17 protein-coding genes, 1 tRNA gene and 1 riboswitch are annotated in these 19,503 nt (G+C 66.2%); of the genes, 10 read left to right on the forward strand and 8 right to left on the reverse strand.

Annotation, left to right across the window (positions count from 1 at the left end; genetic code table 11):
* Window positions 1-62: 62 nt before the first annotated feature.
* Complete coding sequence (locus ACFWHR_RS14970) at window positions 63-1,382, reverse strand: LCP family protein (RefSeq protein WP_382449110.1); 1,320 nt, start codon at window positions 1,380-1,382, stop codon at window positions 63-65.
* A gap of 134 nt (window positions 1,383-1,516) precedes the next feature.
* Here ACFWHR_RS14970 and ACFWHR_RS14975 point away from each other — a divergent pair, with 134 nt between their 5' ends.
* The 3 genes from ACFWHR_RS14975 (at window position 1,517) to trpS (ending at window position 4,424) form a co-directional block, all read left to right on the forward strand.
* Window positions 1,517-2,395, forward strand: coding sequence for an exodeoxyribonuclease III (locus ACFWHR_RS14975; protein WP_382449111.1), 879 nt, complete (start codon window positions 1,517-1,519; stop codon window positions 2,393-2,395).
* A gap of 75 nt (window positions 2,396-2,470) precedes the next feature.
* Complete coding sequence (locus ACFWHR_RS14980) at window positions 2,471-3,328, forward strand: exodeoxyribonuclease III (protein ID WP_382449112.1); 858 nt, start codon at window positions 2,471-2,473, stop codon at window positions 3,326-3,328.
* Window positions 3,329-3,416: 88 nt separating this feature from the next.
* A complete protein-coding gene (gene trpS, locus ACFWHR_RS14985) occupies window positions 3,417-4,424 on the forward strand; it encodes a tryptophan--tRNA ligase (protein WP_382449113.1) in 1,008 nt (335 codons plus the stop codon).
* A 61-nt stretch (window positions 4,425-4,485) separates the two neighbouring features.
* On the opposite strand, the gene ACFWHR_RS14990 is transcribed toward trpS, so the two are convergent.
* On the reverse strand, window positions 4,486-5,526 hold the full coding sequence (locus ACFWHR_RS14990) for an alcohol dehydrogenase catalytic domain-containing protein (protein WP_382449114.1): 1,041 nt from the start codon (window positions 5,524-5,526) through the stop codon (window positions 4,486-4,488).
* 172 nt (window positions 5,527-5,698) lie between these two features.
* Window positions 5,699-5,839, forward strand: a riboswitch (FMN riboswitch).
* 57 nt (window positions 5,840-5,896) lie between these two features.
* Between ACFWHR_RS14990 and ribD the strand changes: the two genes are divergently transcribed.
* The 5 genes from ribD (at window position 5,897) to ACFWHR_RS15015 (ending at window position 11,698) form a co-directional block, all read left to right on the forward strand.
* Window positions 5,897-7,012 (forward strand): bifunctional diaminohydroxyphosphoribosylaminopyrimidine deaminase/5-amino-6-(5-phosphoribosylamino)uracil reductase RibD, encoded by a 1,116-nt coding sequence (ribD, locus tag ACFWHR_RS14995; protein WP_382449115.1) that lies wholly within the window; start codon window positions 5,897-5,899, stop codon window positions 7,010-7,012.
* Complete coding sequence (locus ACFWHR_RS15000) at window positions 7,012-7,734, forward strand: riboflavin synthase (RefSeq protein ID WP_382449116.1); 723 nt, start codon at window positions 7,012-7,014, stop codon at window positions 7,732-7,734. Before ribD ends, ACFWHR_RS15000 begins: the two co-directional genes overlap by 1 nt.
* Window positions 7,731-9,032, forward strand: a complete 1,302-nt coding sequence (ribA, locus tag ACFWHR_RS15005) for a GTP cyclohydrolase II (RefSeq protein WP_382449117.1) — start codon at window positions 7,731-7,733, stop codon at window positions 9,030-9,032. The genes ACFWHR_RS15000 and ribA overlap by 4 nt, the downstream gene beginning before the upstream one ends.
* 45 nt (window positions 9,033-9,077) lie before the next feature.
* Window positions 9,078-9,566, forward strand: coding sequence for a 6,7-dimethyl-8-ribityllumazine synthase (gene ribH / locus ACFWHR_RS15010; protein ID WP_382449118.1), 489 nt, complete (start codon window positions 9,078-9,080; stop codon window positions 9,564-9,566).
* Window positions 9,567-9,724: 158 nt separating this feature from the next.
* Window positions 9,725-11,698, forward strand: coding sequence for an ABC transporter ATP-binding protein (locus tag ACFWHR_RS15015; RefSeq protein ID WP_382449119.1), 1,974 nt, complete (start codon window positions 9,725-9,727; stop codon window positions 11,696-11,698).
* A gap of 8 nt (window positions 11,699-11,706) precedes the next feature.
* On the opposite strand, the gene ACFWHR_RS15020 is transcribed toward ACFWHR_RS15015, so the two are convergent.
* Window positions 11,707-12,828, reverse strand: coding sequence for an acyltransferase family protein (locus ACFWHR_RS15020; protein ID WP_382449120.1), 1,122 nt, complete (start codon window positions 12,826-12,828; stop codon window positions 11,707-11,709).
* A 45-nt stretch (window positions 12,829-12,873) separates the two neighbouring features.
* Between ACFWHR_RS15020 and ACFWHR_RS15025 the strand changes: the two genes are divergently transcribed.
* Window positions 12,874-13,479 (forward strand): SOS response-associated peptidase family protein, encoded by a 606-nt coding sequence (locus tag ACFWHR_RS15025; RefSeq protein ID WP_382449121.1) that lies wholly within the window; start codon window positions 12,874-12,876, stop codon window positions 13,477-13,479.
* On the opposite strand, the gene ACFWHR_RS15030 is transcribed toward ACFWHR_RS15025, so the two are convergent.
* From ACFWHR_RS15030 to ACFWHR_RS15050, 5 genes are all read right to left on the reverse strand, one after another.
* Complete coding sequence (locus tag ACFWHR_RS15030; protein ID WP_382449122.1) at window positions 13,476-14,606, reverse strand: hypothetical protein; 1,131 nt, start codon at window positions 14,604-14,606, stop codon at window positions 13,476-13,478. The genes ACFWHR_RS15025 and ACFWHR_RS15030 overlap by 4 nt on opposite strands.
* Before the next feature lie 391 nt (window positions 14,607-14,997).
* Window positions 14,998-15,072, reverse strand: a tRNA-Thr gene (locus ACFWHR_RS15035).
* A 71-nt stretch (window positions 15,073-15,143) separates the two neighbouring features.
* Entirely contained in the window at window positions 15,144-16,769 is a 1,626-nt protein-coding gene (locus tag ACFWHR_RS15040) for an alpha/beta hydrolase (RefSeq protein ID WP_382449123.1), read from the reverse strand.
* Window positions 16,766-17,935 carry a DNA polymerase III subunit delta' gene (locus ACFWHR_RS15045; RefSeq protein WP_382449124.1) on the reverse strand — a complete coding sequence of 390 codons (1,170 nt, stop codon included), beginning with the start codon at window positions 17,933-17,935 and terminating at the stop codon, window positions 16,766-16,768. Before ACFWHR_RS15045 ends, ACFWHR_RS15040 begins: the two co-directional genes overlap by 4 nt.
* A 447-nt stretch (window positions 17,936-18,382) precedes the next feature.
* Complete coding sequence (locus ACFWHR_RS15050; protein WP_382449125.1) at window positions 18,383-19,009, reverse strand: YigZ family protein; 627 nt, start codon at window positions 19,007-19,009, stop codon at window positions 18,383-18,385.
* Window positions 19,010-19,059: 50 nt separating this feature from the next.
* Here ACFWHR_RS15050 and ACFWHR_RS15055 point away from each other — a divergent pair, with 50 nt between their 5' ends.
* Complete coding sequence (locus ACFWHR_RS15055; RefSeq protein ID WP_382449126.1) at window positions 19,060-19,452, forward strand: RNA-binding S4 domain-containing protein; 393 nt, start codon at window positions 19,060-19,062, stop codon at window positions 19,450-19,452.
* Window positions 19,453-19,503: the final 51 nt, after the last annotated feature.

The raw sequence follows: 19,503 nt of genomic DNA on the forward strand, positions 1-19,503 counted from the left end.
TCTACCTGGAGAACCAGGCGGGATGGAAATCGATCGCCGCGAAATACCGCGAAGATTCGCGCCTACAACACCGTTCGGCCGAGTGTGCAGACAGATTTGTCCGCCTGAAGACCGGTCACGTTGTCTGGCAGCACCGTCTCACCGGAGCCGTCAGGCGCCGGTGCGTTCGGGTCGGCCGCCGGAGCATTCGGGTCTGTCGCGGGATCCGTGGCAGGGTCGGTGATCGGCTCACCGGTGGTCGGGTCAACCTCGGGCGCCGGTGTTTCTGTGCCCGGCTCAGGCGTCGCGGGGTCAGACCCCTCAACTGCAACGCCCTCACCGACACCCTGCACCGTGAATGGTTGACCACTCTTAATGACCTCGAACAGCGCATCCCCGCTCGCGTAGTCAGGGGTCAAGCGGCCGGTCTGGTACGGGTGATCAGAGGCCGGATACTGCACGAAGTTGATGTTCTCGAGGTCAATGTCCTTGACCGTGTTTGCGACCTGCTGCATGAAATCGACGCTCGCCATATTCTTTGACATCGTCATGTTCTCGACCGCGGCCTTCGCGAGGCCGTAGACCTTCATCGGGTCAGAGAGCGTGTCAGCACTCTTCATCTTTTGCACCAGCGCGGTCATGAAGACCTGCTGATTACTGATGCGGCTCGTGTCGCCGCCGTTGCCGACGCCGTGCCGGGTGCGCAAGAACTGCAGCGCCTCAAGCCCGACGAGTGTGTTCTCGCCCGCCGGAAGATTGAGGTCGGTGTACTCATCGACGATGGGCTGCGCGAGGCAGACATCGACGCCGCCGATTGCATTCGAGACCCCGATCACGCCGTCGAAGGTGATCAGCGCGGCATTCGGAACCTCCATGCCGGTGAGCTGTGAAATCGTTGCCGCTACGCAGGGCAGTCCGCCGTTTGCGAGCGTTGAGTTCAGCTGCTGCTCACTCATGGCCGGGTAGTAATCGGGTTCACCCTCGGGACCCGGGCAGCTCGGGATCGGGAGCATCAGGTCGCGCGGAAAACTGACGACGGTCGCGTTCTTGTGATCGGCCGAAACGTGCAGCATCATCGTGACGTCGTTGAGTTCGCCCTCTTCGCCGTCGTCAATTTCTTGACCCGCGCGGGAGTCTGATCCGACGAGCAGGATCGTGAGCGCGCCGTCAATCGTTTCGTCACCGACCCCGACACCACCCGCCTCGTTTCCGAGTTCGACGGTGTCAATGTCTTGCACGAGCCCCCACACCGCGTAGGCGACGGTGGCGACACCGCTCATTACAACTACGATTGCGGCCGTCAATAGCACCCGAAGCGCGTTGCCCCATGCACTCGAACGACGGAGCTTGCCATGTCGCACGAACGACTGGCGTTCGAGCGTTGCAGCAGGTTTCTGTGTCATTCAGCTTCCCAGGGTCGTGCGGGCGAGGTTGATCGCACCCGACAATAACGTCTCAATGTACCGTGTGGCACTGGGTATGGCCTTGGAAACGACGCAAAGGGTGCAGTTGGCAGGCCACCGGTAGGCTGAATCTCATGCGCATCGCCACCTGGAACGTCAACTCGATCCGCACTCGATTTGCCCGCGTGGTCGATTGGCTCGTGCGCGAAGACATCGACGTGCTTGCGATGCAAGAGATCAAATGCCGGCCCGATCAGTTTCCGCTCGCGGCGTTCGAACAGGCCGGGTACACGGTCGAAATTCACGGCCTCAACCAGTGGAACGGCGTCGCAATTGCGAGCCGCCACGAGATGACTGACGTCGCGCGGGAATTCGCGGGCATGCCCGGCTTCGGTAAGCCCGTCAAGGGCCAGGAGGGCGTGCAGGGCGTCGGCCCGAACGATCTCCCACTTGAGGCTCGTGCGCTCGGCGTCACGGTCGGCGACCTCAGACTTTGGAGTCTGTACGTACCCAACGGGCGTTCACTCGATGATCCTCACTTCGCCTACAAACTCGCGTGGCTCGAAGCGCTGCGAGAAGACACTCGTTCCTGGCTCGATGAGGATCCCCAGCTGCCACTCGCGCTGATGGGTGATTGGAATATCGCTCCGTTCGACTCCGATATGGCCGACCCGTCGTTCCGCGTGGGCTATTCGACGCATGTCTCGCCGGAGGAGCGATCGATGCTCGCGTCCTTCGAACCCCTCGTCACCGACGTGGTGCGCCCGATCGTGCCAGAGGGCTACACGTTCTGGGACTACCAGGCGGGCAAGTTCCCGAAGGATCAGGGTATGCGCATCGACTTCATCATGGGATCGCCCGCGTTCGCAGACGCAGTCACCGGCGCATCCATCGAACGCGAGGAACGCAAGGGCGATGCTCCGAGCGACCACGTACCGGTGGTCTGTGACATTGATGTCGACCTGTTGGGCGGCACGTTTGACGATGACTACGACCGCCCGATGGTGTTCTGAGTCGCCGACCCCGCACTAAACGCGACGCACGGCGTCGCGCCAACGCACGCCCGCGCCCGAAGTAGACTGGCTGGCATGGCTGAAACCTTGCGCGTCGCATCCGTCAATGTCAACGGCATCAGGGCCGCGTTCCGCAAGGGCATGGGCGACTGGCTCGATGCCCGCGGAGTCGACGTGCTCGCCCTGCAAGAGGTGCGCGCCGACGACTCGCATCTGACCGAATTGCTCGGCGAGGGGTGGCACTTCTTGCACGACCCGTGCCAGATCAAGGGCCGCGCCGGCGTCGCCATCGCGAGCCGCGTGCCCGCGACTGCGCACCGCGTGGGTCTCGGAGGGCTCGACGCTCAAGAGCAGATCCAGTCGTCGGGGCGCTGGATCGAGGCTGACTTCGACGTGAACGGCAATACGTTCACCGTCATCAGCAACTACACCCACTCGGGCGAGGTCGAAACACCCCGCCAGGAGGCCAAGTGGGCGTTCCTCGACGCCATGGGTGAGCGCATGCGCGAACTCACGGCCGAACGGGAGCTCGTCGCGGTCGTCGGTGACTTCAACGTCGGCCACCGCGAGTTCGACATCAAGAACTGGAAGGGCAACGTCAAGCGATCCGGATTCTTGCCCCGCGAGCGCGCCTACTTCGATCGCTTCTTCGGCACCGCGGGCGAGACCATTGTCGGCGTCGACGGCACCGAGGGCGAGGGCTTCGGCTGGGTCGACGTGGGGCGCCGCTTTCACGGTGAGATTGACGGCCCGTACACGTGGTGGTCAAACCGCGGCCAGGCGTTCGACAATGACACTGGCTGGCGCATCGACTACCACGTAGTCAGCCCCGCGCTCGCCGAGCGCGTCGAGTCATACACGGTCGACCGCGCCGCGTCGTACGACGCCCGCTGGTCGGATCACGCCCCCGTGGTCGTCGACTACCGCGTCTAACTGAACGCTGACCGGCCCCGACGCACGGCGACACTGCGCACTCGCGCAAGCCCAACTTTCACCTGCACAACTCGCAAGGAACCTCACTATGAGTGCACCCGCAAAACCCGTTCTTTTTTCAGGCATGCAGCCGTCGAGCGATTCGCTGCAGCTCGGTAACTACATCGGCGCGCTGAGCCAGTGGACTCAGATGCAAGAGGACTTCGACGCTTTCTTCTGCGTCGTCAATCTCCACGCCATCACCGTGCCGCAGAACCCCGCTGAGCTGATTGCGCGCACCCGCCGCACCGCGGCGCAGTACATCGCGGCCGGTATCGACCCCGAGAAGTCGACGCTGTTCGTGCAGTCACAGGTGCCAGCACACGCTGAGCTTGCCTGGGTGCTGAACACCGTGACGGGGTTCGGCGAGGCGAGCCGCATGACGCAGTTCAAAGATAAGTCGCAGAAGAACGGCGCCGATGCTGCGTCGGTCGGACTCTTCACCTACCCGATCCTGATGGCCGCCGATATTCTTCTCTACCAGGCCGAAAGCGTGCCTGTGGGCGAAGATCAGCGCCAGCACGTCGAGCTGACACGCGACCTCGCGAATCGCTTTAACACGCGCTTCGGCGACACGTTCATCGTGCCGGAGGCGCAGATCCCGAAGGGCACCGCGAAGGTCTACGACCTGCAGGAGCCGACGGCGAAGATGTCAAAGTCTGCCGAGTCGGAGGCCGGCCTCATCAAGGTGCTCGACCCCGCGAACGTCACCAAGAAGAAGATCATGCGCGCCGTCACCGACGACGACAACGACATTCGCTTCGATCGCCAGGCGAAGCCGGGCGTCTCGAACCTGCTCACCATCTACGCGGTGCTCAGCGATCGCACGGTCGAGTCCGTCGAGCAGGAATACGCGGGTCGCGGCTACGGCGACCTGAAGAAGGGCCTCGTCGAGGTGGTCGAGGAGAGCCTCGCTCCCGTGCGCACGCGCACTGAGGAGCTCCTGGCGGATCCGGCTGAGCTCGACCGCCTGCTCGCTCGGGCCGCGGAGCGCGCCAACGAGGTGGCCAACCGCACGCTGGCCCGCGTCTACGACCGCATCGGCCTGATCCGCTAGCGCCGCTGGCGCCGTTGGCGCCGGGCGGTATGCCCGGCACCAGCGCGCCAGCGCACCCGTGCTACGGCACGAGCACCGCCCGGCCCTGAATGCGACCGTGGTGCAGATCGTCGAAGGCCTGAACCGCATCGTCGAGCGAATACTCCACGACCTCCACGCCGATCTTGCCAGCGCGCGCCAGCGCTACCGCATGCCGCATGTCGGAGCGGTTGCCACCGTAGGCGCGTTCGATATTGACACCCCATGGCAGCGGGCTGCTGCTGCCGGCAACGTACGAGAACGATCCCTCGCCGAGACCGACGAACCGGATTGCGCCGCCGCCGCGCACCACCGCGCGTGCGAGGTCGACCGTGGGCTGCACGCCGACGAAGTCGAACACAACATCTGCGCCGACCCCGCGGGTCTCCGCCAGAATGCGGCTCGCTGCGCTGCCGTCGCTCGGAATCGCCAGGTCGGCACCGTGCGCCTCCGCGTAGGCGAGCTTCTCGGGGTCCGTGTCGAGCGCGATGATGCGCGCCCCGGTCGTCGCGGCGAGAATCTGCAGCGCCATGTGGCCGAGCCCGCCGAGGCCGATCGTCACCACGGTTGCATCTCCGGTCATGCGATCGCGCACCGTGTTGATCGCGTGCATCGGGGTGAGCGCGGCGTCGGCCAGCGGCGCAGCGGCGACGAGGTCGAGGTCACCGATGGGATCGAGGTGGTGCGACTTCACTGCGATGTAGTCGGCCATGCCGCCGGGGCTGCCAATGCCAGGCGACAGCGGCGCGAGTGCCTCTCGGGGGTATACCGTCTCGCACTGGTTGTCACGCCCGGCTAGGCACTCGCGACACTGCCCACAGGCGAGAATCAGGGCGACGAGTGCGCGATCCCCGACCTGCCAGTTCTGCACGTCTGCACCGAGCTTCTCGACCGTGCCAGAGACCTCGTGGCCGAGGGTGCCGCCGATGAGGGGATTATCGTCGCCCATGCCAATGATCGCGATGTCCGAGTGGCAGAGCCCGGCGCCGCCAACCTTCAGCAGCACCTCATCTGGTGCGATTTCAGGGACGGGCTTGTCGTGAATTTCGACGGTGTTGTTCTTCACGTAGGTCACAGCGCGCATAGCGACTCCTGTTCCGGCCGCGAGCGTCACGGCCACACGGATGTGAGGGCGGGATCACCCTGCGGGGCTCACGCTAGCCCTCTCGCCTGGGTATCTCACAACATACATTGCGCCCCCGGCGTAATGAATGCGCACACATTCACGCAATCTGCCGGGGAGGACTACGATGATGAACGTGTTCCGGGGTCGGTGTGATTCCGAACCGGCGGTGACAGTCCGCGAGCGTCGTACCCACGATGCTGAACCGGTGTAATTCCGGTACCGACGGTAATGGACGTATAGAGCGTTCGAGTCCGGATGAGAGGAACGCGTGAGTCACGGACGTCCGTGGACCCTTGCGCACCCGGCACGTAGTGAACGGCGGATCGGGATGCTCGAGCAGAGCCTCATCGAGGACGGCATGCGGCGGGGCCTCGCCATCGCGCTGCGCGGTCGCGCTGATACCCCGAATCCCCAAGTCGGGTGCGTGCTCCTCGACCGCGACGGCCGGATCGTCGCAGAGGGCTGGCATCGCGGCGCCGGCACACCCCACGCCGAGGTCGATGCGATTGCACAGCTGCCCGACGCTTGGCGGCAGCGCGCCCATGAACTCACCGCCGTCGTGACTCTCGAACCCTGCAATCACACGGGCCGCACCGGACCGTGTGCAGTCGCGCTCGTCGAGCTCGGCGTCGGGGCAGTCGCGTTCGCGCTCTCGGACCCCGGCCAAGCGTCAGCCGGCGGTGCCGCGACGCTGCGCGCTGCCGGAATCGAGGTGCTCGGCGGCGTGCTCGCACCCGAGGCACGCAAGATGCTCGGGCCGTGGCTGCGTACGCAAGGGCGCGACGCCGCGCCTCCGCGTCGCCCACGCGTCACCGTGAAGTGGGCGCAGACCCTTGACGGTCGCGCCGCGGCGAACGACGGAACGAGCCAGTGGATCACCGGAGCAGATGCGCGCGCCGACGTGCACCGGCGGCGGGCTGCAGCCGACGCGATCCTCGTCGGCACCGGCACACTGCTCGCCGATGACCCGACGCTCACCGCGCGCGACTCCGCTGGCGGGCTGCTCGTGCCCGCCAGCGAGCAACCGATCCCGGTCGTGCTGGGTCGCCGTGAGATTCCCGTTGACGCGCGCGTTCGCGCGCACCCGGCGCTTGCGGCGCACGGTCTCACAGAGCCGCTGCAGTTCACCGGCAGCGACCTCGCCGCAGACCTCGCCGCGCTCGCGGAGCGAGGCATTCGCAGCGTCTTCGTCGAGGGCGGCCCGGCGGTCTCGAGCGCGATCATCGCCGCCGGACTCGCCGACGACGTGCTCGTTTACGTGGCGCCCGCGCTACTCGGCGGCTCGCGGCTCGGCATCGGCGATCTCGGTATCGCCAGCATCTCGGCCATCCTGCGATTGACCGACGCGCGCGTCCAAACGCTGGGCGATGACCTGCTCGTGACGGCCTCGGTTCCCACTCTTTCGCCCCACACCTCGGGCGGTTTCGCCCCGGAAGGATCCTGATGTTCACTGGACTCATCGAAGAAATCGGCGAGATCGTCTCGGTAACTCCGGTCGACGACTCATTGCGGCTCGTCATCGCGGGACCGACCGTGACCAGCGATGCAGCGCACGGCGCCTCGATCGCTGTTTCGGGCGTCTGTCTCACCGTCATTGATCGCGGCACTGCGCCCGACGGCCGTGCCACGTTCACGGCTGACGTAATGGCGCAGTCAATCCGTATGTCGACGATCGGCGACGTCGCACCCGGTACGCCCGTGAATCTCGAGCGCGCGGTGCGCGTCGATACCCGGCTGGGCGGGCACATCGTGCAGGGCCACGTCGACGGCACCGCGACGCTCATCTCTGCGACGCCGCACGAGGCCTGGCGAGTGCTGCGATTCTCGCTCGACTCCTCGCTGGCCCCGCTGCTCGTTGACAAGGGCTCGGTAACGCTCTCGGGCGTCTCGCTTACGGTGTCCGCGATCTCTGACGAGGCCGAGCACGAGCAGTGGTTCGAGGTGTCTCTGATCCCCGAGACGTTGGTCGCAACAATTCTGGGGCAGCTCGTTCCCGGCGATCGCGTAAATGTCGAAACGGACATATTGGCCCGCCACGTCGCGCGCATGCTGCGCCTCGGCGTCGCCGAACTGCCCTCCACCAGCACTGACGCACCCGTTACTGACTCACCCAGTACTGACTCACCCAGCACCGATTCACCCAGCACCGAAGGATTCCGCGCATGAGCCCCATCGAGCAGGCGGACGCCGCTCCCAAGACCCCCGGTATCTCGACGATTGAGGACGCGATTACCGCAATCCGCGAGGGAAAGCCGGTGATCGTCGCAGACAATGAGGATCGCGAGAACGAGGGCGACATCATCATCTCGGCGGAGTTGGCAACGGCCGAGTGGATCGCATGGACCGTGCGCTGGTCGTCGGGGCTGCTCTGCGCGCCCATGACAAACGCGATCGCCGACGAACTCGAACTGCCGATGATGGTGTCGCGTAACGAAGACGTACGCGGAACCGCATATACCGTGACGGTCGATGCCGCGCACGGTGTCACAACGGGCATTAGCGCGAGCGATCGCACGACGACCCTACGCGCGCTCGCGAACCCCGACGCGGTGCCCACCGACGTGCGCCGCCCCGGGCACGTGCTGCCACTACGCGCGGTCGATGGCGGCGTGCGCGCCCGCGATGGTCACACCGAGGCGAGCGTCGAGCTCATGAAGCTGGCGGGGCTGCGCCCCGTTGCGGCGATCGCCGAGATCGTCGCCGAAGACGGCGAGATGATGCGCCTCCCGGAGCTGATCCAGCTCGGGGCCCGCGAGGGCGTTGCCGTGATCACGATCGAGCAGCTGATCGCATACCTGAACGCTCATGATCCCGAGGGTGCGCCCGCTGAGACCGAGCAGCAGCGACGCGGCGTCAGCCTGCGGGCTGACACGTTGCTGCCCACGGAGCACGGCGAATTCCGCGCGATGGCGTATCGCGATCGTCGCGCGGGCATTGACCACATCGCGCTCGTGGCGCCGATGCCCGACGGCTCGTTGCCAGTCGGCGAGGCGCTCGTGCGCGTACACTCCGAGTGCATCACCGGCGAAGCGTTTGGCTCGCTCAAGTGCGAGTGCGGGCCGCAGCTCAGGGCATCACTCGATCGCGTGCACGAGGCCGGGGGCGTCGTCGTGTACCTGCGGGGTCAGGAGGGGCGCGGCATCGGGCTCGCGAACAAGCTGCGCGCGTACCAGCTGCAGGAGCAGGGCGTCGACACCCTCGACGCAAACCTGCAGCTCGGTTTGCCCGCCGACGCGCGGGACTACACGGCGGCGGCCGAGATCCTCTCGGACCTCGGTATCGACAACGTCCGGTTGCTCACGAACAATCCTGAGAAGGTGTCGCAGCTCGAAGCGCACGGCATCACCGTGAGTGAGCGCGTGCCCCTGATCGTCGGCGTCACCGAAGAGAACCTCACGTACCTGGCCGCGAAGCGCGACCGCATGGGACACCAGTTGCCCGCGGACGTGCGCGACGGCGAGTAGGCGCCCACGCGTCGACATTCATACATATTCCCAAAGGAGCACATTATGAGCGGAGCCGGAGCACCGGACCTCACCGTTGACGCCACCGGCCTGCGAGTCGCCGTGATCGCGGGCAGCTGGCACGAGGAGATCATGTCGCACCTCGTCACGGGCGCCGAGCAGGCAATCGCGGCCGCCGGTGGCGAACACTCTACATTTCGGGTCGCGGGCGCGTTTGAGTTGCCGCTCGCCGCTCAGCTCGCGCTGGGTTCGCGGGAGTCGGGTGGCGGCGGTTTCGACGCCGCGGTCTGCCTCGGCATAGTGGTTCGCGGCGGAACACCCCACTTCGAGTACATCAGTTCGTCGGTCACCGACGGGCTCACGCGGGTGCAGCTCGACACTGGCAAGCCGGTCGGATTCGGCGTACTGACGACCGACACGGAACAGCAGGCGGTCGACCGCTCGGGTCGCCCCGGCGCCCCCGAGTCGAAGGGCCGCGAGGCCGCAGAGGCGGCCCTCCACATGCTCGTCACGGCCCGCGCCCTGACGGCGTAACCCGCGCACCCGCGCACCCGCGCACCCGCGAGCGGGGTAACTTTCGACGCGTGTCGCGCCCGCGACACGCGTCACAACCTACCCCGCTCGCGGATTGGCGGAGGGGGTGGGCTGGAGGGGGTGGGCTGTAGGTCAGGCGCGAGGCGTAGGCTGAGCGGGTGACCGCGCCAGCAGATGCAGCAGCAAATCCGAACCCTGATACGACGCCGGGGCCAGCTGGCTCAGCAGCCCCGACCGCCCCGCGCGGGCCCCGGGCCTCGCTGAAGCAACTGCTGCCGTATCTCTTCGAGCAGCGTCGACTGCTGATCGTCGCGCTCGTGCTCGGCCTCGTCGCAGCGGTCGCGTCCCTCGTGCAACCCCCGCTGCTCGGCCAGATCATCACGCGTGTGCAAGACGGGTCACCGCTCGGCCTGCTGCTCGCGCTGCTCTCAATCGTCGTCATCGTCGGGGCGGTGCTCAGCGGCCTGCAGCACTACGTACTGCAGCGCATGGGCGAGGGTGTCGTGCTCACCAGCCGCAAGCGCCTCATCGCGAAGATCCTGCACCTGCCGATCTCACAGTTTGATCGCCGCCGCACGGGCGACCTCGTCTCCCGCGTGGGCAGCGACACCACACTGCTGCGCGCGGTGCTGACCCAGGGGCTCGTCGAGGCGATCAGTGGCCTCCTCATCTTTGTGGGAGCACTCATCGGCATGCTGGTGATTGATCCGGCGCTGTTCGGAATCACCTTCGCGGTCATCGCTGTCGCCCTCATTGTCGTGGTCGCGGTTTCCTCACGCATTCGACCAGCTGTGGCTCGCGCACAAGAGAAGGTGGGCGACCTGGCCGCCCAGGTCGACCGGTCCATCAGCTCGATCCGCACCATCCGCGCCGCGGGCGCCGCGGAGCGTGAGCAACATGCGACCGAGCGCGACGCGACCGAGGCCTATCTGCTCGGCATTAAGGTCGCACGCATCTCGGCGTTCATCGTGCCGGTCTCCTTCCTCGCGTTGCAGCTCTCGTTTCTCGTGGTGCTTGGCCTCGGGGGCTACCGCGTAGCCACTGGCGCGATCACCATTGCACAGCTGGTGACGTTCATCATCTTCCTGTTCCTGATGGTCACGCCACTCGGTCAGGCCTTCGGCGCGATTTCGGCGATCAATCAGGCGCTCGGCGCGCTCGGCCGCATCCAGGAGATCGCGAACCTCGAAACCGAATCCGAGCGCGATGCCGAGCGCTCTCCGATCGGCCGCCTCGTGCCGCTCGCGGAGGTGCGCGACGACAACGCGCCCGCGATCGAACTCACCGATGTGACGTTCACATACCGCTCGGCGGCCCCCGAGCGCGCCGATGCCCGCGAGCTCGTGCGCGGTGGCCGCGGTGCGCGGCGCGACGCCGAGGCTGCCCCGGCCGATCTCATAGAGACCGAGGTGTTGCGCGGGGTGAGCTTCACGGTACCCCGCGGATCACGCGTGGCGCTCGTCGGCCCCTCCGGCGCGGGCAAGTCCACGATCTTGGGCCTCGTCGAACGCTTTTACGATCCCGAAACCGGGACGGTAGCGCTGCACGGCGCCGACGTGCGCACCCTCGATCGCGCCGAACTGCGCCGTCAGCTCGGCTATGTCGAGCAAGACGCGCCGGTGCTCGCCGGCACGCTCCGCGACAACCTGCTGCTCGCGGCCCCCGAGGCCAGCGACGCTGCGTGCGAGCGCGTGCTGCGGGCCGTGAACCTGGGTGGTCTGCTCGAGCGAGCCCGCGCCTGGCAGCCCGGAGCAGCGAGCGCGGGGCTCGCGGGCGCCCTCGATCTTCCCGTCGGCGAAAATGGCGTCATGCTGTCGGGCGGTGAAAAGCAGCGCCTCGCCATTGCGCGTGCGCTGCTGACGGCTCCGCCGATCCTGCTGCTCGACGAGTCAACCGCGAGTCTCGACGGGGTCAATGAGCGGCTGATGCGGGAGGCCCTCGACGCAGTATCGACCGGGCGAACGCTCATCGTGATCGCGCACCGCCTGTCGACGGTCGTCGACTCCGACAAGATCGTGGTCCTCGACGAAGGGCGCGTTATCGGCGAGGGCACCCACGAGCAGCTGGTCGCGAGCACCCCGCTCTACCGCGAACTCGCGCAGCATCAGCTGCTCGTGCCCGAAGACAGCTAGCCCCGAAGCTACTCCGGCTGCGCGTTGCGCCGTTTTTGGCTGAGCAGCCAGTCGACGTTCGGCGTCAGTATCCACCGGAACGCCCGTTCAACCGGTGCGAGGGCGAGCAGCGACGCGAGGGCCGCTGCACCGACGACGAGGATCACCACCCCGAGTTCGCCCAGCGCGCCGATCGCGTCAATCACGCCGTACTCGCGCAACGTCCAGATGATCGGCCCGTGCAGGAGGTACACGGAGAGTGTTCGCGCACCCCAATCGGTTGTGACGAGCCTGCGACGTGGCGTCGCCCCGAGTACCGCGAACGTCATCGCGGCGGCGAGTGCCAGAAGCGCCGCCGTGACAGCGACGCCGCCGAGCGTTGTCTCAAGCCACTGCCGCGGCACCCAATCGCCGATGGGCGCATGTTCGAAGCGCCACTCGTAGCCGTCTCGCCAGGTGAGCCAGTCGTCGATACCCCAGAACGACTGCAGATTGGGCATCAGCAGAAAGACCGCTGCCACCAGGGCCAGCACTCCCCACGAGACGAAGCGCACCCATCGCCGCGGCCGCGCAAACCACTCTCCGGTAAGCCAGCCGCGATCGTGCGCTAGCCAGCCAGCGACGAAGAACGGGAGAAAGGTGAGCGTGCGCGCGGCCGAGAATTCGGTGTTGATCACCGGCACCGCTCCGCCAAACAGAGCGATCGCGATCGAGACAATCAGCGGATGTCTCAACTGCGCAATGTACGGCAATACGATGCGCATCGTCACGAGGGTGACGAGAAACCACAGCGTCCACGACGGTGACACGAGAAACGATTTGCCGGGCGTGCGATCTGACGCGGCGAAGTCGATGGCGGCCCAGATGCCCTCCCACAGAATCCAGAGCACGATGAGCTGCACGGTCGCTCTGATCGTCTTCGTCGAGGTGTTTGCGCGCGAAAAGTACCCGCTCAATAAGATCAGCGCCGGCATGTGAAACAGGTAGATGTACGTGTAGATGCCGTACGCGAGGGCGGTGTCGTCGCGCACGGTCGAGAGCGTGTGGCCGATGACGACGAGCACGATAAGCGCGAAGCGCGCGTTGTCCCAGAATGCAACGCGGGGCTTCTTGCCCGGTTGTGAAATAGCTACCGCCTTCGGAGAGCTCATTTCTGTAGCCTAGCGAGGCCTCGCCCCGCAGCGTATCCTGACCGCATGTGCGCGTCATACGGACTCGGCGGTTCGCTGCCCCTCGATCTCGACCCGCTGAGCGAGCCCGGCAACGCGGCGCTCGTCAACGAGTGGCTCGCAGAGCGTTCGGGGAATGCGAAGATCACGGGTAAGAATGCGCGTAATCTCAACCCCGTCATTCGCGCGAATGCGGCGGGCGATCGACAGGTGCAGCTTGCGTGGTGGTGGCTGTGGTTGGATGCGAGCGGGCCGGTGAAGTTCACCGCGTTCAATTCGCGATCGGACAAGCTGCTGCAGTCGTGGAAGCGGCCGTTTCAGCATCGCGCACTGCTCCCAGCGACCTGGTATGTCGAGAAACAGGGGCGCTTTCGGCTGCCGGGCGATGAGGTGTTCGGGATCGCCGCTCTCACGTCGACCGTGACCCTCGACGATGGATCCGAGCTGATCAGTTATTCGATGGTGACTCGGGAGGCCGTTGGCGAGGCCGCAGAGGTCTGGGGCCGCATGCCCCTGGTCTTGCCGCGTGACATGCACGACGAGTGGCTCGACCCGCAGCGTCCGGGAGACCCCTCATTGGTGGCTGAGGTGCAGCACGCCTCCGACGAGATCTCCCGGGAGCTGACGCGCTAGTTGTTGCCGCCGCCGTTGTTACCGCCGCCGTGGCCGTTGTTACCGCCGCCGCCGTTGTTACCGCCGCCATTGTTGCCGCCGCCGCCGCCCGTGACGCCCTGATAGTCGCGACTCACGACTGTTCCGCACGAGTCGGTGAGAGATACGGTCAGCGTGGTCGCCGAGGTTGCACTGTAGTCGTTCGCAATGAAGTAGATACCCAGTTCGGGGTACCGAGCCTGCACGTCAGCCTGCGCCTGAGCCATGGCGTCGTATGCGCCTGCGCCTGAACTCGAGAGACTGAACTGCAGGTTCCCGTCCGGAGTGACGCTGCCGTTCGTGTCTGATCGCGTCGTCGTTCCCGTGAACTCGATTGCTCCGGGATCAACGTCCGCGGGGAGGTCACCGTTCGTCACCAACCATGTTCCCGAGAGCGTATCGTTGGTTTCGTAAGACACCGCGAACGTAGCACCCTGATCAGCGAGCGGCTGGGCCCATCCCGCGGGCAGATTGGTCACGAGACCCGTCGACACGTTCAAGGAGAACCCGGTGGCGTCCGCTCCCCAGTTCACCTCGTCGGGCACGCACTGGCACGCCGACGGGGTGACGTCAAATGTCCAGCTCGTCGCTGCGCCCGCAGCAATCACGTATCCCTCGTTGGCGGTAGCCGTCACAGTGATGACGTTGTCGACCCGCGTTTGCGAGTAGGTGACGCTGCCGATTTCGGGCACGACGACAATCGGCTCGATTCCGCACTCGGCCTCGGCCAGAGCGGGCGCATTGGGAACAACCTCGGTGAGCGGCGCCTCGGGGTTGTCGTCATCGTGCGGTTCCGTAGGCGGTTGACCCTCGCGGCTCTGGGGCTGCGAGGCCGGAGCGGTCGGCTGTGCAGTCTCGCAAGCTGACGATGCGGCGCCAGTGGCAGCCTGCGCGGGCGACGCGCTGAGCACTGGCGCGAATGCGACAACTCCCATAAGGGCGACGACGCCAATTCCAAGCACGAGCCCGCGCCTCCCCCGTCGACTCCGGCTGCGGCTCGCGAGCACAATAACGATGCCGAGGATGAGCAGCGCAGTCGCCGCAATCACCAGCGTGGTGGTCGGCGCTCCGCCCGTTGTCGCGAGCGTGCAGATCTCAGTTCTAGCCATAGTGGGGACTCCCGGTGAATTCGACGATAAGAATGCGAATGGGACCCCCGACAGCAGACGCAAGTGAAAGCGAATGTAACACGGTTTGACTGCCTTGTCAGCAAAATCATCTAAAAACAGACTGCAATCTCTGCGCTTTCAGAGAAGCTGGTCACAAAAAGTAGCGCAATCCGCCGTTGTCTTGCAAACGCGCGTCACGATATCGACTTATGCGCGTATTAGAGGCGTGCATCCGTCGTGTCGGATCTTCTTCCCCCCGGAGTCCGTCTCGATGCGGCGGATGCACCCCACCACGTTCGCGACTTCTCCGCAGGCGGCCATTTCGACAGAGCCGCTACAGCGCCAGCAGCCTCCGCGCACAAAAAAGGCCCCCGCGTGTGCGGGGGCCAAGTGGAGCCGACTCCGGGATTTGAACCCGGGACCTGTTCTTTACGAGGGAACTGCTCTACCCCTGAGCTAAGTCGGCGGAGTGCGAGAACGTTCTCGCACACGAGAGATTACTTTAGCATGTCGTGGCGCTCGGTTCGCACACGGCGGCTACGAGCACTGCGGGTCTGCGCTCGGCACCGCCCCGGTCAGCAGATACGCGTCGACGACCTCGTTGATGCAGTCGTTTCCGCCGTATGCCGTGTGTCCTTCGCCCTTGTAGGTGATCAGCACCCCGCTTTCGAGCTGCTTGGCGAGCGACTCGGCCCACTGATACGGCGTCGCCGGATCCCCCGTAGTGCCCACCACGAGAATGGGGTCTGCTCCCTCGCCCGTGACGGCCCCGCGATCTGCCGTCGGCTTTTCGGGCCACGCGGCACAGGCGAGCGCGCCGTACCCCTGGAAGCGTCCGATCGTCGGCGCAATTTTCGCGAGTTCAGCAGCCTCAGCACGCATCGCCTTCGGGTCGACATCGCCTGCCGGATAGTCGAGGCAATTGATCGCCGAGAACGCCTCGGTCGAGTTGCTCTGATAGGTGCCGTCTACGCGGTCGTAGTAAAAGTCGGCGAGTGTGAGGCCGACCTCGGGGTCGCCCTGCGCGACCGACGAGAAAAGCTGATCGAGATAGCCCCAGTTGCTCTGGGAGTAAAGCGGAGTAATTATCGCGGTGAGCATCGTCGACGAGGTGAAATCGCGCCCGTCCGTACCCGTGAGCGGTTCGGCGTCGACCTGGTCAAGTAAATCGCTGATCTGAGCCATTGCGACATCGGCAGGGCCGCTCAACGGGCACCCGTTACGTTCGAGACAGTCGGTGACATAAGCGCGAAGCGCCGCCTCGAAGCCCAGCGTTTGCTCGCGCACAACATCAGAGAGTGTCGCCGACGGATCCATCGCCCCATCGAGCACGAGTCGGCCAACAGTCTCGGGGTACGCGTCCGCGTAGCGCGCCCCGATGTACGTGCCGTACGAGTAGCCCAGATAGTTGAGCTTCGAGTCGCCGACGATAGCGCGCAGCATGTCGAGGTCTTGCACCGTCTCGGCCGTGCTGACGTGGGCGAGCAGATCACCGGTGCGCTCCAGGCACGCCTTCCCGAATGCGCTCTCCTGGGCAAGACTGCCCTCGATCCAGGCGTCCGAGCCAGTCTCGAGCGTGTCGCTCGCTGACAATCCGAACAGATATTTATCCATGCCGGCATCGTCGAGACACGTGACCGGCGACGAGGCGCCAACTCCCCGCGGGTCCCACGCAATCACGTCATACTGCTGCTGCACAGCCGGTTGCACGGCGCCGTCGACGCCGCCAGCGAGGTAGTCGACCCCGGATGCTCCCGGGCCGCCGGGATTCACGAAGAGTGTGCCCACGGCATCGCCGCCCAGCGCTTCTTGCTGAATCAGACGCAGCGTGATGGTGTCGCCCGCCGGATCAGCCCAGTCAAGCGGCGCGTACACATCGGCGCACTGCATCCCGTTTTCGCACGACGTCCAGTTGGGTTGCTGCTCGCCGAAGCTGGCCACCGTTCCCTCGGGCCGTTCGGGCAGTTGAGGGTCACCGGCGAAGGCCTGCTGCATGAGCGCCGAAATGGGCGCGCACCCCGAAATCGCGAGCGCGGCAACGGTAGCGAGCGCGGCAACGGTAGCGAGCGCGGCAACGCACAGAAGACGCTTGGCGCGAGCACCCCGACGCGCACGCTGCGGGCGCGTCGTGGTTCGCGGGTGTTCTGGGGTGGTGCGCGTCATCGGTTTCCTCCGAGTGAGAGCTCAGCCGGCGCGAGTGCGGCGGCCGTACTCTGGGTCGCGAACAGGGCTTCAAGCACGAGGGCCGGGGTGATACCGCGGCCAAGCCGCTCGCGCGCGGTTTCAACGGCGCTGACAACAACGAGGGAACGCTCTGGGCCCCAGCGATCGGCGAGTTCGGCAATGGCCGCTTCGTTCTCACGGTTAATGAGTTCGGGATCGGCGCGCAGCGCGGTGAGCAGTACATCGCGAAATAGCGAGAGCAGATCGGTCAGGATTCGGTCGATACCGTCTCGTAGGCTGCGCGTTGAGCGACGCTTCTGATCCTCTTCGAGCGCGCGGATCTGGCTGCGCATCTGCGGCGGAATCGCCGCCCCCGGCGGCAAGCCAAGGCTGCGCAGCGCATCTTCGCGCTCACGCGCGTCGAGTGACTCAGTGATCGCGGCCGCGTCGGCCTCAGCGACCTTCACGAGTGACGCGGCCGCCCGCATGCCGTCGCCCAGGGTCTGCACTCCGAGCGCGATACTGATGGTGCGATCGCGCCGGGCGAGCGAATCGGGGTCGCTCGCGAGCCGCCGCGCCATACCGATGTGACTCTGCGCCAACCGAGCGGCCCGCTCGGCGGCCCCGGCATCGATACCGTCGCGCTCGTGCAACAGACGCGCCACGTCTGCGGCACTCGGCGTGACAAGACGGAGCGACCGCGCACGTGACCGAATGGTCGGCAGCAGGTCGGCCTCGCTCGGGGCGCACAGAATCCAGATGGTGCGCTCGGGCGGCTCCTCGAGTGCTTTGAGCAGCACGTTCGACGTGCGCTCCGGCATCCGATCTGCGTCTTCAATCACGATGACCCGGTAGCGACCCTCAGCGGGAGAATAGTGTGCGGTCGTCACGATATCGCGGGCGGCCTTGATGTCGATCAGGAGTTTCTGCGTGGTGAGCACCCCGAGATCGGGGTGAGTGCGGGCGCGCACCTGCTTGTAGACCGCCTCGCGATCCTGCCCGCGCGAAATTAGGGCCGCGGCGAACCGAAACGCAAGGTTAGAGCGGCCTGAGCCCGGCGGGCCAGTGATGAGCCACGCGTGCGACGGCGTCACATCGAGAGCTGCGGCGTCGTCGAGCGCCCGCACCGCCTCCGGCTGACCCACGATTTCCGACCAGTACTCCACCCGTCAAGCGTATCGCCCTCCCCCGACACTGTGCGGGCGGCAGGCGTCCGCCGTGAACGCGGGTGAATCGCCGGGTGAAATAGGCCCATTTCAAGGGACATCTCGACTGAAGACGCCTACGCTCGTCAGTGGTTGAAAATTCGTTCCCCCGAGTTCACACCACATCTTTCGAGTGGCAATTCCCCTGCTACTCGCAAGACCTGGCCCCCGGCCCTGTGTCCCACAGGATCCCGGGGGTTCTTAGTTCTACCCCGCCCTGCGCCGCCCGCCCTGCCCCGCGCCGCGCCGCGCCTCCCTACCCCGTACCCTCCCCCCGTTCTGTCGTCGCAAATGAGCCGATCAGCCTCGTGAAGGGATCATTTGCGACGACAGAACGGGGGGGGGGGCGGGAGCGGGGAACGGGGGAACAGGAACGGGGAGCGGGGCCAGGGGGGATCGCGGTCGGGGTTAGGCCGGGAGGTCCACGTAGGTGGCGGGGCCCAGGTCGACCCGCGCGGCACCCGCGCTGAGTTCTGCGGCGAGCGCCGTGAGCGCCGCCACCTCGTGTTCGGCGACGGCGAAGTGCTGGGTGACGAGATCGCTGTATTCGGCGGTGCCGACGGAGTATCCGCGCCGCCTGGCCTCGGCCTCGATCTGCGGCGCGATGTCGTAGGCGCAACGAACGGTGACGGTGTGCCGAAGATCGCGAACCTGCCGCCGCGCCTGCAGCGTCGCAATCGCAACTGTCGATCGATACGCGCGGGTGAGCCCGCCAGCACCAAGCAGCACGCCGCCGAAATAGCGCGTCACCACGGCGACGACGTCGCTGAGCCCCGCCGATACGAGCGCGTCGAGCATGGGCGCTCCGGCCGTTCCGCTCGGTTCGCCGTCGTCATTCGAGCGCTGCACCCGGCCATCCGGGCCGAGCACAAAAGCGGAGCAGTGGTGACGGGCGCGCGGGTGCTCAGACCGCACGCGCGCGATCACCGCGCGCGCCTCGGCCTCGTCATCAACGCGTTCGAGCCGCACAATAAATCGGGAACGCGAGATCTCCTGCTCGGCATCCACCGCCGCAGCGACTGTCTCGTAGCTCATCGCCCTCACCCGAATGCGGAGCGCCCTCCGCCCCGGCTACCATCGAGTCTATGGGCGGCGACAGCGTGCGGGTAGACACCTGGGTGTGGGGCGTGCGCCTGGCGAAGACGCGAAGCCAGGCGACAACGGCCTGCCGGGCAGGGCACGTGCGCGTGAACAGCGCAACGGCGAAGGCCTCACAGGCGGTGCGCATCGGCGATGAGGTGCGGGTGCGTCAGAGCGGTTTCGACAAGGTGTATCGCGTCACGGGGCTCCCCGTGCGGCGCGGCAGCGCGGTCGAGGCAGCGAAGCACTTTGAAGACCTCACGCCTCCGCCGCTCCCCCGCGAGGAGCGTCCAGCCGACATCGTGCGCGACCGCGGCGCCGGTCGCCCCACGAAGCGGGAGCGCCGCGACATTGACCGGCTGCGGGGACGCGGCGCAGAAGCGCCCGACGAAGAATAACGCGCGACGATCTGACCGCGAGTGCCAAGCCGCGAGGCGTTACACTCGCTG

It is taken from the genome of Leucobacter sp. NPDC058333 (genome assembly GCF_042726155.1).
Lineage (GTDB): Bacteria > Actinomycetota > Actinomycetes > Actinomycetales > Microbacteriaceae > Leucobacter.